10 protein-coding genes are annotated in these 12,459 nt (G+C 55.6%); 6 read left to right on the forward strand and 4 right to left on the reverse strand.

Going from position 1 to position 12,459, the window contains the following annotated elements:
- Positions 1-31 precede the first annotated feature (31 nt).
- Positions 32-1,126, forward strand: coding sequence for a glycosyltransferase family 61 protein (locus KQX66_RS08935; protein ID WP_216792112.1), 1,095 nt, complete (start codon positions 32-34; stop codon positions 1,124-1,126).
- Positions 1,127-1,137: 11 nt separating this feature from the next.
- Here the strand turns inward: KQX66_RS08935 and KQX66_RS08940 are convergent, their stop codons facing one another.
- Together KQX66_RS08940 and KQX66_RS08945 are read right to left on the reverse strand one after the other, a co-directional pair.
- Positions 1,138-1,716, reverse strand: a complete 579-nt coding sequence (locus KQX66_RS08940) for a CatB-related O-acetyltransferase (RefSeq protein ID WP_216792113.1) — start codon at positions 1,714-1,716, stop codon at positions 1,138-1,140.
- A gap of 76 nt (positions 1,717-1,792) precedes the next feature.
- A complete protein-coding gene (locus tag KQX66_RS08945) occupies positions 1,793-2,272 on the reverse strand; it encodes a hypothetical protein (RefSeq protein WP_216792114.1) in 480 nt (159 codons plus the stop codon).
- 177 nt (positions 2,273-2,449) lie between these two features.
- Here KQX66_RS08945 and KQX66_RS08950 point away from each other — a divergent pair, with 177 nt between their 5' ends.
- Positions 2,450-4,888, forward strand: a complete 2,439-nt coding sequence (locus tag KQX66_RS08950) for an O-antigen ligase family protein (RefSeq protein ID WP_216792115.1) — start codon at positions 2,450-2,452, stop codon at positions 4,886-4,888.
- 353 nt (positions 4,889-5,241) lie between these two features.
- Positions 5,242-6,480 carry an aminopeptidase gene (locus KQX66_RS08955; protein ID WP_216792116.1) on the forward strand — a complete coding sequence of 413 codons (1,239 nt, stop codon included), beginning with the start codon at positions 5,242-5,244 and terminating at the stop codon, positions 6,478-6,480.
- Between the two features lie 52 nt (positions 6,481-6,532).
- On the opposite strand, the gene KQX66_RS08960 is transcribed toward KQX66_RS08955, so the two are convergent.
- Entirely contained in the window at positions 6,533-7,114 is a 582-nt protein-coding gene (locus KQX66_RS08960; protein WP_216792117.1) for a thymidine kinase, read from the reverse strand.
- Between the two features lie 133 nt (positions 7,115-7,247).
- On the opposite strand from KQX66_RS08960, the gene KQX66_RS08965 reads away from it, so the two are divergent.
- A complete protein-coding gene (locus tag KQX66_RS08965) occupies positions 7,248-9,020 on the forward strand; it encodes a hypothetical protein (RefSeq protein WP_216792118.1) in 1,773 nt (590 codons plus the stop codon).
- Between the two features lie 129 nt (positions 9,021-9,149).
- Complete coding sequence (locus KQX66_RS08970) at positions 9,150-9,608, forward strand: GNAT family N-acetyltransferase (protein WP_253957021.1); 459 nt, start codon at positions 9,150-9,152, stop codon at positions 9,606-9,608.
- A gap of 86 nt (positions 9,609-9,694) precedes the next feature.
- Here KQX66_RS08970 and KQX66_RS08975 read toward each other — a convergent pair whose 3' ends face one another.
- Positions 9,695-11,527, reverse strand: coding sequence for a PAS domain-containing sensor histidine kinase (locus KQX66_RS08975; RefSeq protein WP_216792119.1), 1,833 nt, complete (start codon positions 11,525-11,527; stop codon positions 9,695-9,697).
- Positions 11,528-12,033: 506 nt separating this feature from the next.
- Here KQX66_RS08975 and KQX66_RS08980 point away from each other — a divergent pair.
- The gene (locus KQX66_RS08980; protein WP_216792120.1) at positions 12,034-12,426 is read left to right on the forward strand and encodes a hypothetical protein; all 393 of its coding nucleotides are present in this window, start codon (positions 12,034-12,036) and stop codon (positions 12,424-12,426) included.
- Positions 12,427-12,459: the final 33 nt, after the last annotated feature.

A 12,459-nucleotide genomic window follows, 5' to 3' on the forward strand; every position in this document is an offset into this window, starting at 1 on the left:
CATGATTACGAAGAATGGGAGGCGAGAAAAGATGTACGCAATCCCCGATCAAGTCTACAACAAGACCATCGATTGGGTGATGGACTGCACGGCCTTTGACCGAAGCCTCATGCCGGAATTTTACAAGACGATCTGTCCCGGGGAGACGCTTCATCTTGAGGCCCCTGGCGGATTCGATCCTCCGCGCTGGGGAAGCGAGTGTCATTTCGATCCGGCCTTCGTCGCCGTCGTCCCGAATGGACGCGTCATGACCGGGAACGGCTACGTGGTCACCCCGAACAACAAGCGGCTGCTCGATGTGGAGCTGTATTGCCCGGAGCATGAAGGAAGGCTGCTGCCGCCTCCGGTATATTTAGCGGAAACCGTGGCCACGTTGATCTGGGGATGGAATATGCCCGAGAAAGGCATCTTTACCCAAGCCGTGTACGGTCATTGGTTCTACGATATCTTGCCGCGCATTCATTTGCTCGAGCAAAGCGGCATCCCGATCGACAAGTACTTGATCGGTATGCTCCATCATCCGTTTCAGTACGAGTCTCTCCATATGCTCGGCTTTCCGATGCATAAGCTGATTCAGGTCGACCGAAGCGATTTTCACCTGATGGCCGATAAGCTGGTCGTGCCTGCAGTTCCCTTGATGGTAGGAAAAAGTCCGAGATGGGCATACCAGTTTCTCCGTCAACGGCTGGGAGAAGGGCGAGCCGTCGGGCAAGCCGGCGGCTATGAACGGATCTACGTCAGCCGGCAGGATGCTGCGGCGAGGTTCGTCATCAACGAGGATGAAGTGATGAGCGTGCTGAGCGAGAAAGGGTTTACGAAGATCGTTCCGACGCCGCTGACGATGCGGGATAAAATTGCGCTCTACTCCTCCGCCCGTGTGGTTGTCGCTCCGTTCGGCAGCAGCAATATCAACATCACCTTCTGTCCTCCCGGAGCGAAGCTTGTCGAGCTGTCGCCGCGTACGGTCATAGATAATTATTTTTGGAAAATATGCCGACATGCCGGCGTCGATTATTACGAGGTCGTGTGCGACATCGAATACCCGCCCAAGCCCGTGGTAGGCGCGGACAATATCGTCGTCGATATCGACAAGCTGCTGAACGTGCTCAAGCTGGTCGGGATCTGATCCGCCAGCGGCTAGCCGACCGTATCGCAATAGCGGAAAAAAGCATCCATGTCGCTCGACAACAGCAAGGGGACGGCCCGCTCGATTTTGTCCAGCGGCCAACTCCACCATTCAATGCGGAGCAAGCGTTGAATCGTCGCTTCGGGAAACCGGTACTTGATGACCTTAGCCGGGTTCCCCGCGACGATAGCGTAGGGAGGAACGTCCTTGCTGACGACGGCGCCCGCTCCGACAACCGCTCCGTGCCCGACCGTAACCCCCGACAAAATCGTCGCTCCCGAGGCAAGCCAGACGTCGTGCCCGATGGTCACGTTTCCTTTGCTCTTCGGATGTCCCGTTATAGAGGAGTACTTGGGCATCAAGGAGTTGAACGGATACGTCGTTACCCAATCGGGCCGGTGCTCTCCGCCGAGAAAAATCGTCACTCGGTCCGCAATGGAGCAAAACTTGCCGATGATCAGGATGCTGCTCTCGCCCCAAGACCGGATATCCGGATGACCGTAGGTGAACTCCCCGATGTAAATTTTGTTCTCCACCGTTCTCGAAGGCAGTTGAGTTCGCAGCGACTCGATCGGAGATTGGCTATCCATCTGCTCAGGCACCTCCTTCCGGATCATGATATGCTAGGATATTCATGCTCAGACGCCCTTGGCACATTGGCGGAGCTCATTTGGGCGAGTCGTCCCCCGATTTGCCGCCGCTGCCGTTTCCGTTAAACAGCGCCTCCGTCAGCGTCCGCAGCTTATCCATCAGCTTGCCGTAGCCGAAACCGACGAGAAATGCGATGCCGATCTTCGCTTCCATCGAGGCGCCGGTCTGGAGCAGCATAATGCCGCTCTTGAACAGCACGATCGTCATCATGGCCGCCCCGGCGCACTTGATCGGACGAAGCAGGTACCACCAGTACCAGCGCGGGGTCATGCTGTCGTAATATTCGAAGAACAAGCGCATGGCGTACATGGTGCCTCCGATCGCTCCGGCAAGCGCATAGTAAGCATACTCCGTGACGGGAGGAAGAAGCTTGATCCCAAGCCAGTGCGTGATATCGCCGCTGCGGATGGCACCTGTCATCCAGAAGCTTCCAACGAACCAAGCGAGCAAATAAACGAGCACTCCGAGCTTGAACCCGTGTTCCCGGGTCATCATGGCTCCCGCCCCTTTCGCTTGCATACTTGTTCTAGTTCAACCTATGCGCTGTCCGGGAAAATGATGAAATGCGGGCATAAGATAGAAACATTATCCAGATATGGTGCGTCTAATGAATGGGGGAGAATGGGCCCTTGCCGCCTTTTCCCATCATACAGACGGAGTTGAATTGTCGTAATGAACACGCCTTATGTTTCAAGAAAGCAGTGGCTGGAAAGCCGGGAGCAGGAAAAGGGGTCGCTGCTTTTCTATTCGGTGCTCGGATTCGTTCTGTTGTTTCTGTTCATCGCCCCGTTTCACCAGGGATTGTTTCTGATGTTCTCCTACGAAGCCAAGCCGGGGAACAACATCTTCTACAACTTCCCGCTGTACAGCTCCTATATTTTTATTTACATCGCTTTGTTCCTCACTTCGCTGTTTTTGATGACTTCATTTAAAGCGACCGGCAAGCGGGACATGCTGCTGCTGGCGGTATGGCTCATTCCGCTCGCTTATCTCATTCCCGTGCTGACCCGTCCGGCGTCCATGTACTTGGCGCTTCAAGGATTGTACGCGGAGCTCATGTATGCGGCGTTTTTTGTCATCAGCTGGGTGCTGGCCCGGAACAAAAAAGGGGCGGCCCTCGTTCAGCACGGCATTCTGTATTCGGGCTATGCGCTCGTCATCTACGGGCTGCTCGTCTGGTACGGCAATATCCAGGCCCATGGCGTCATCATAGCCGACAGCAACGGCATGCGCTTAACATCTTCCTTCACTTACGCCAACTCGTATGCCGCCTATCTAATTGCCATCATCCTGGGCGCGCTGTATGTGATCGCCTCTTCCTCCAAATGGGTCGCAGCGGCAGGAAACGCCTTAATTTTGGCGCCCGCTCTGCTGTCGCTCATTTTAACCTTATCCCGCGGCGGTCTTGTGCTGCTGCCGGTCGTGCTGCTCGCTCTGCTGCCTTTCATCCGCTTGTCCGGGCAAATCGTCATGATCCTCAATTTGGGCGTTGCCGCGGTGGCAGCCTTCGTCCTGTCCGGGCCGAGTACGCGGATCGGAGCGGAATTGTTCAAGACCTCGAACGCGGCGCTGTCCGCGCAGGCTTGGCTGCAATTGGCGGCCGGATCGGTGGTGGTGGCGCTGCTGTCGGCGGTCATTCACAAATACGTGCCTTCGGCCGTCTCGAAGCTGGAGGAAAAATTCAAGCTCCGTTATACCCGGCTCTGGTTCCCGCTGGTGATCCTGCTGGTCGGCGGCATCGGCATCGCGGTCGTGCTGAACAGCCAGTGGGTGCTAAACCTGCTGCCGGAAAATCTGCAGCAGCGGATTGCAAGCATCAACTTCCAGCAGCACAGCGTGCAGGAGCGGGGATACTTTTACAAGGATGCGATGCAAATCGTAAACGAAGCGCCGTTGTTCGGGAAGGGCGGCGGGGCATGGGCCGCGTTGTATCAATCCCACCAAAGCTACGGCTACGCTTCGAACCAGGCGCATAACTTTTTGTTCCAGACCTTGACGGATATCGGTTGGGTCGGCGCGCTGCTGCTGTTTGCTTTTATCGGTTGCATCGTGTACTTTTACGTACGGCATGTGATCAAGCATCACGAGACGGAAGACGGAAGGCGGCATTTCGTTTATTTCATCGTGCTAGTCGCTATCCTTGCCCACAGCTTCATGGACTTCGACTTAAGCTACGGCTATTTGTCCGCTCTAGTCTTTATCGGCTTGGGAGGACTGCTGGCGGGTGCTGCCCTGCCGGGGACCAAGGATCAAGAGCTGCCGATCGCATCGGGAAAAGCGAAATGGATTTACCCGGGGTTCGTCCTGCTGCTCAGCTTGTGCATGCTCGTCGTATCGATTCGACTGCTGAAAGCAAACACCGAAGCGGGCAAGGCGTACAACGAGCTTTCGCAGGAATCCGTCCAACTGGAGAAGTTTATCGGCTTCATCGATAACGCCATGGCGCTTCATTCGACCAATGCGGATTATGCGCTGCTGAAGATTCGCATCCTGAACGACGTGTACAACCAGACGAAGGACAAGCAGTATTTGCAGGAGGCCCAGCAGCTCGCCGCCCGGTATATGGACAATGAGCCTTATGCGCACGGCATCCACGAGAACCGGTATCAATGGGCGGTTCAGGACAATGCCCAGCAGGCGCTGGCGATTGCCAATGAGTCGATACCGAAATACCCGTGGGACATGATGTGGTACGAACGGGCGATGGTGCTTTCGTACGAGATGGGATACGCTGCGGGAGAGGGGAAGAAGCCGGAAGAGCGAGACGCGTATTATCAAAAAGCCGTCGGCATTTACCAGCACGTACAGGAAAAACGGGAGTCGCTGAAGTCGATTCCGTCTTCGATCAGCGTGCCTCCTTTCGAGATTACGAAGCCGATGTTCTTAGTGTTGGGGAGAATTTCCTACGATCAAGGCAAGTATGCCGAAGCGGCGGACATCCTGCGTCCGGCCTTATCGGACAACATGGATTCCTCGGTGCAGCGGTATATCGCGCGCTGGTACGTGGCGGCGCTGCAGAAGCAGGGCAAGACGGATCAGGCATGGGTGGACAAGCTGGTCGCCAAAGATCCGAACGAAGCCGAGGTACTCAAAAAGCTGGCGGGAGCTTAGGGCCGCCGATCTCGTCCGGTTAATTGACCGCTTGTTGGCGGAGTGGGCCTGGCGCACGTTCTCATGTATGGCTGCCGGGCGGATCGGACACACTACGGGCGAATCCCAGATCCCGGAAGGAGGCGTCCCAATGTCCCGAGACAATGCCAACAACAACGGCAAAAAGTCCCAGCCCGGCAACAACCGAGACTCGGAAGTAGCGGAGTCCAAAACGAAAAAATAACGGGAATTCGCAGCCAGCCGTTCGCGGCTGGTTTTTTTGGGTTCATTTCGGTATACATCATTTGGTAAAGTGCGGCGTAAAGCGTTATACTGGGAACGTAGGATAACCTTTCATTTGTGGAGGAATTTTAATGAGCACATTTGCCCAAAAAATGGAAAAATATGCAACGCTGGCCGTTCGGGTAGGCGCCAATGTACAACAGGGACAAACGGTGGTCGTGATGGCCCCGGTCGCCGCCGTGGAGCTGGTTCGGCTTGTCGCCGTCAAGGCTTACGAGGCCGGCGCGAAGAACGTCATGGTCGAGTGGAACGACGAGGAACTGACGCGGATCAAATACAAGATGGCGCCGATGGAAGCGTTTCACGAGTATCCGATGTGGAAGGCGCAGGGCTTGCAGGAGCTGGCGGAGAACGATGCGGCCTTCATTCAATTTTACGGGCCGAATCCCGACCTGCTCAAGGACGTCGATCCGGAGCGGGTCTCCACGGCGAACAAAACGGCCTCTACCGCATTGAAAGGGTACCGCAGCCAGCTGATGGCGCACCGCGCATCCTGGACGCTAATGGCTTACGCAACGCCGGAATGGGCACTGAAAATATTCCCCGATCTCTCGCCGGAGGCCGCTCTCGACGCCTTATGGGAGCGTATTTTCGAAGCGACCCGCGTGAACGCGGACGACCCGGTCGAAGCCTGGAAGGAGCATAATGCCCGCTTGGCCCGGACCGTGAGCTACTTGAACGAGAAACGGTACAAGCAGCTCGTCTATGAAGCATCAGGCACGAGCCTGACCGTGGACCTGCCGGAGAAGCATCTCTGGCTCGGCGGCGCGAAAGAGAATGCCAAGGGCATTTTCTTCAACCCGAACCTGCCGACGGAGGAAGTGTTTACGATGCCCCGGCAGGACGGCGTCAACGGGGTTGTCCGCAGCACGAAGCCGCTTAATCACGGAGGCCAGCTGATCGACGGGTTCAGCCTGACGTTCAAGGACGGCAAAGTCGTCGATTTCTCGGCGGACAAAGGCTACGAGATGCTGAAGCGGCTGCTTGATACGGACGAAGGAGCGCGCAAGCTGGGCGAAGTCGCTTTGGTTCCGCACGAATCGCCGATCTCCAATACGAATCTGATCTTTTACAACACGCTGTTCGACGAGAACGCATCGAGCCATCTCGCCCTCGGACAAGCGTACCCGGTTAATCTGGACGGCGGCACGGAGATGAAGGAAGAGGAGCTGTCCCGGCACGGGGCGAACAGCAGTCTTGTGCACGTCGATTTCATGATCGGCTCGGCCGACATGAACATCGACGGGATTACGCAGGACGGCGTACGGGAGCCGGTATTCCGCGCCGGCAACTGGGCGCTGCCCGTCTAAAACGCAAAAACGGAGCAAGGCGCCGAGGCGCTTCGCTCCGTTTTTGTATTCATCAATGGGGTTGCGTTTGGTTGTTCTTTTGCATGGAGTAGCATTTGCGGCATACCGGCAAATAGCTTTCGTTGCCGCCGATATGAATCTGCGCGCCCTCAAATACCGGCTTGCCGTCGGCAAGACGCATATTCATCGTCGCTTTGCGGTCGCAGTACCAGCAGACCGTTTTGATTTCCTCGATTTTGTCCGCCAGCGCAAACAGATGATAGCTGCCCTCGAATAGCTGGCCGAGAAAATCCGCCCGCAGCCCGTACGCAATGACGGGAATGCCGAGCGTATCCGCAATTTCCGTAAGCTGCAGCACCTGCTGCTTGTTCAGAAACTGCGCTTCGTCGATCAGAATGCAGTTCGGCCGCTCGGCCGCCGCCATCCCGACCATGTCCAGGCTGTCGTCAATGACGATGCCGTCCTTCTGCATCCCGATGCGGGAAGCGACGACGCCTACCCCGTCCCGGTCATCGACTGCAGGGGTGAAAAGCAGCACTTTCTTGCCTTGCTCCTCGTAATTGTGTGCGACGCGCAGTACTTCGATCGACTTGCCGCTGTTCATCGTTCCGTAACGAAAATATAGCTTGGCCACGCCTCTAGTCCGCCTCTCCCTGAGAAATCACGAAGTTTATCATAGCACAAGTTGAGGGGGAGGTACAGGTTATCCCTTTCGGATGGGTAAATATGGTACAATGTGACCAACAAAGCTTGGGGAAGCGGTGATCGTGATGAAAAGCACAGGAAGCCCTGCTCGGAAACCAATGCCGGGTCTTGAAAAGCCGGAGCGGCATTCCCCTCCGCCGGGGCCTTTATATACGCAGCGCCGGGGAAGCTCTAACACGGCTAGGCAGCTTGCTTCCGCTCCTGTCTTCGTCGCACAAATGCAGCAGCGTTTCGGAAATCAGGCGACGATCCGTTATTTGACCGGTTCCCGACATACCCATGCCCATCCGCCGGTCCAATGCAAAATCAGCATGTCCCCCATGATCATCCGATTGGACGATGACTTTACAGAGCGCATTGCCGAGTACAACGAATTGACGGAGGACGCTCCTCTTTTCACTAAAATTAACGTGCTCTCCGAAATTGAACGGGCCTGCTTCCACTGGTTCGTCCATCGGCAATCGGACGATCTCCAGGAAGACCCGGAAGCCCCCCAGATGAGAACGCTCATGGATCTGCTTCATGACGAACGGCAAGCTTTGGTTAAGCAATCGGTGACGGAGGGCAATCCTACAGCCGAAGACAGCGATCTCCCCATAGCCGGATTTGAACAGTTGGACGAGGAAGCCCAACGAAAGGCGCGCGAGATATGGGGCAAATTGATTCAAGACAGCGGAAGTATCCGAATCGTGGAGAAGGAGGGGCACGGAGACTTCAAGATGCAGATGCTGACGGAATTCTCGCGAATACTGGAAAGCCATTTCGGCCGGGAGCTGATGGGACGAATCAACGAATCGGATAAAAAAATTGAAATCTCCCCTTTTTCCGTCGCCAAGGACGTCGGAGTGACTGCCGCCGCCTCGCCGGTAGGCGATAATAAGGAACATGCGAAGCTGAAGAGGCTGTCTGGACAGCCGAAAGACAGGGACAAGTACAAGGAGATCAGACTTGACGGCTTGACCAAGCAGGAACGAGTTTCCGCTCTGAACGACATGCGGAGGGAAAGGCCGGAACAATTGGGGGTGGTGCTGATTTTGCAAGAGCGGCCGGAGCAGTATTACGCTTTTGGGGAAGGCACCGACGTGAAGGTGACGATGCCGTCCGACGTAAAGGAATCCTCTTTCTACTATGGGAATCGGCTAATCGATACTGCGGGAAAGGAGCTGATTGCTCCCGCATTCTCGACGCTAACCCACGAGCTCGGTCATGCTTTTCATATGCAGCAGGGGACGAAAACGGACAATGCCGGCGAATTAATGGAATGGATCGACGACCAGGACATTTTGGAAGCATGGTCCAATATGGAGGAGTACATTAATATCCAGGGAACGGAAAATCCTTTTCGAAGCGAGTACGGATTGGGCGAGCGGCACGGGCACGAGAATATCCCGCTTCTTCTCATGAACAAGCTGCAAGCGCGGCTTTTGGAAGCAGTTCGTTGGTTGGATGGGAATACCGATCTTGACAGCGAGTACAAGCAGGAGATGGATAGCGAAATTACGAATCTGTCCGCCTTTGTCTATGCGAATTGGACGGACGAGCTTAAATTGAAGCAGGCCAAGCAGCAAGTAGGGAATCTGCCCTTGCTTTTGAAACAAATGTGCGCTGAGGCGTTAGAACGGCAGCGGCTGGACCGAATCGCATCGGACGAAGAGTCGATGGGACTACACCGATCCGCCCCGATAGCCATCCCCGGGTCCAACGAGACGGAGCAAGATTCCTTCCGCCCGGGCGGGCCGGTTGAAAGTAACATGGACCGTTATGCCGAACAATTTGAAAGGCAGAAACAGCAGCATAATTTGCGAGCCAAATATTACAATAAACTGGGAATTTAACTTCCGCACGCCTGCTTTCCTCAAACGTAAAACCGAAAAAACGCTTATAGCCGAATGTTCCCTACGCTTCCGGCAGCGCATCCCGTATGATGGGTCTATAGACGAACGCTAGCGCGAGGAGGAACCGCTTTGAGGAACGCACCGACGGTAAGATTTGAAGCTATCGATCAGGATAATTGGGAAGATTGCGTGAAGCTGGAAGTGCAGGAGGAGCAGCGGAAAATGGTGGCTCCCAACTGGTATTCGATCATTCAAGCCGCCTACGATGAATCATACACGCCGCTTTCCATTTATTACGAAGACACGATGGTCGGCTTTTTCATGTACGGCAAGGACCCGGATGACGGGCTGTACTGGATCGTACGGCTGATGATCGACAAAAGGTATCAAGGCCGGGGCTACGGCGAGGCTGCGATCCGGCTGGGCCTGGAGCTGATCAAGCGTCAGGAGGATTGCAGCCCCGAGATCGTCATCAGCTATAAGCCGGACAATGAGGCGGCCGGGAAGCTGTACGAGCGCGTCGGTTTTGTTACGACCGGTCGGATTATCGATGGAGAAACGGAAGCGAGATACAAGGTTTTGAGATAGCAAAGCGAACATTCGCGCGCAAAACGAAGGCCCCCTTATCTGTTCGCCGGATAAAGGGGCCTTTGCTTATGAGGTTCTTACGTGCTTTAAACCGGTAACGTTACCGTCACGGTTGTGCCCACGCCGGCTTCGCTTGCGATGGCCATGCGGCCTTTGTGCTCGGTGACGATTTTTTGGCTCACCATCAGACCGAGGCCCGAGCCGTTTTCTTTCGTCGTATAGAAGGGCTCGCTGATCCGCTGGAGCAGCTCGGCGGGAATGCCGTCGCCCTCGTCGCGGAAGGTGATTGAAAGCATGCCCGGCTCGGCCAAGGCCGCCATAATCTCCACGGTTCCGCCCAGCGGCATCGCTTCGACGGCGTTTTTGACGATATTGATGAACAGTTGCTTCAGTTGATTCTCTTCACAGCGAACCGCAGGCAGGTCCGGTTTGATCCGCGTCTTGAAACTGACGCTGTTCAGATTCGCTTGCGCTTCCAGGAGGGAGAGGACGTCGGCGAGAATCGGGCCGATCCGCTTATAATGAAAGATGGCCGCTCTTGGCTTGGCCAGCAGCAGCATTTCGCTGATGATGTGCTCGATGCGCGTCAGCTCCGACGACATGATGTCCAGGTAATGCTCCTTGTAATGCCCGGCACTCTTCATAAACTGCGTAAAACCTTTCAGCGAGGTCAGCGGGTTGCGGATTTCATGGGCAATGCCGGCGGCGAGCTGCCCGGCGACCGACAGCTTCTCCGAGTTGCGCAGCAGCTCCTCGGTAGCCTTGCTGTCACTGATATCCCGCCCGATAATACAGATCCCGGTAATGTCCTGATCCTTGCCGACAACGGGTGAGATCGTGAGGCTCATATCGAGCGGCGTGCCGTCCTTGCGCTTGCGCTTCGTTTCGAAGCTGGAGATTTGCTTGCCCTGCAGCGCTTTGCGGAACAGCAGCTCCGACTCGATCCACAGCTCCTCCGGTATGTTCGGCGGACGCTCGCCGATCAGCTCCGCTTCGCTATAGCCGAACAAGTCGATGAACGCTTTGTTCACCTTGGTCAGCCGGAGGTCCGCATCAAGAATCGCAATGGTGTCCGCCGCATGCTCAATCATGGAATCCAGCTGCTGCTTGGTCGCACGGAGCGTTTCTTCCTGCTCTTTATGCCGGGTAATGTCCCGGATAAAGACGGACAAGCCGGGCTTGCCCGGATAGCAGCTGACTTCCAGCCACTTTTTGACCAATGGATAATAATCCTGATAAAAGACGGGAACCGCTTCCTCTATCGCCCTCCAGCAAGCTTTGTAAAAGCCTGTGCCAAGCCATTCCGGCACCGTGCTCCGAATGCCGTGACCGAGCATATCCTCCCGGCTGAGCTGCAGAAGCTGCTCGGCGTTCCGGTTCACATAGACGAGCTCTCCGCTTCGGTTCAGCATAATGTAAGCGTCGGCAAACGTTTCGAGCAGGGAGGTCATGCGGATGAGCGATTCCTGAAGCGCGTTTTCGGCATCCTTTTGCGCGGTGATATCCTGGGTTTGCATGTATATGTAAGCTGGTCCGCCGCTGCTGTCCTTAAGTTCGACTGCATAAACGCTCATCCATATGGTTTGTCCGTCCGCGCTTAGCCAGCGCATCTCGGTTTCGTAGCGGGAGAGCTGGCCCGATACGAGCTGGCTCATATGATGCATGCACAGGAGAAGCTCCCCGGGATGCACTAAGGTCTGAAGATTCATCCGCTCCAGTTCTTCCGTCCTGTAACCGAGCTTCTTGCCGAGCGATTCGCCGGCCATCAGCAGGTTGCAGTCCTGATCGAGCAGGAGGGAGCCGGTGTGGGGGCTGGCGAAGCTTTTCAGCGCCAGATCGACAAACATTCGTGAAAAAGTCCCATCCGCTTTGGCTTTCAATTGCTCCGGGACGAATGACGATGCGAGCAAATCGTTCATGAATGAGACTCCCTCCACTTTTTTAGGCTGAAAGTTAACATTCGTCAAAAATCAACACAATTCCTTTTTTTTGCAGGTCCCGTTTTTTTATGAGTGGCAAAAATGGGGCGAAAGTCTCCAAATTTTTGAATTGCTATAATAAGAATGGGATGATAAGATTAAACATAATATTTACCAGCAATTTCATGGAATTGCCACACCGGGGGCGTAGACGGAAGGAGCTGTACCCCGTTTTTGTATACGAAGGTTGCGCAAGGCGGCGAGAGAGGCGGACCGGTATTGGATGAGGTCCAACCATCTGCCATGAAGACAACGAAATAAAGGGCGAACGGCGTCGATGGACGCAGTCGCCCTTTTCGCAGCTTTACGGAAGGTATCGTTTTGATGTCCGGATATGTCGTTTTTAGTCATTTACAACGATGGAAAATTCAGGTGTAACTTTCGTTTGGCACGTCACGTCCAAAGGTATAATCGCGTTAAGGTAAATCCAAGGAGGCGGAAGTGAAATGGCAGGAAAGGACCTGAAAAGCTTGTTGTCGCCGCAGGAGCTTGAAGCATTGACGCATCGTCCCGAAGGAAACGGCTCGGGAAGCGACGGGCGTGCGGAGCCGGAGAGCGCTATGGAGCCGGAGCTGGAACTGGAGCGGCTCCGGCTCGAAACGGCCCGGCTGGACCTGACAGTTGCCCGGCTTATCGAACGGGTGGAGCAGCTGGAGCTCCGGCTGGAAAGCCGCTCCGCGTACGAAGCGGTCGGGGGCGTCCCCGAGGCGTTCGCGGCAGGCGAATGGAATGCGCCGGAAACCGCCGCCACGAAATCCGTTACGGTCCCGTCCGTCCCGGAGGAGCCGACGCTTTCCCGGGTGAGAACGTACGGCCGCAAAAAGCGGGACCGCTCCTAGGGAAGGCGGACTGCCTTTGGCGGCCGACATTCG

The organism is Paenibacillus oleatilyticus (assembly GCF_018998565.1).
Taxonomy (GTDB): domain Bacteria; phylum Bacillota; class Bacilli; order Paenibacillales; family NBRC-103111; genus Paenibacillus_G; species Paenibacillus_G oleatilyticus.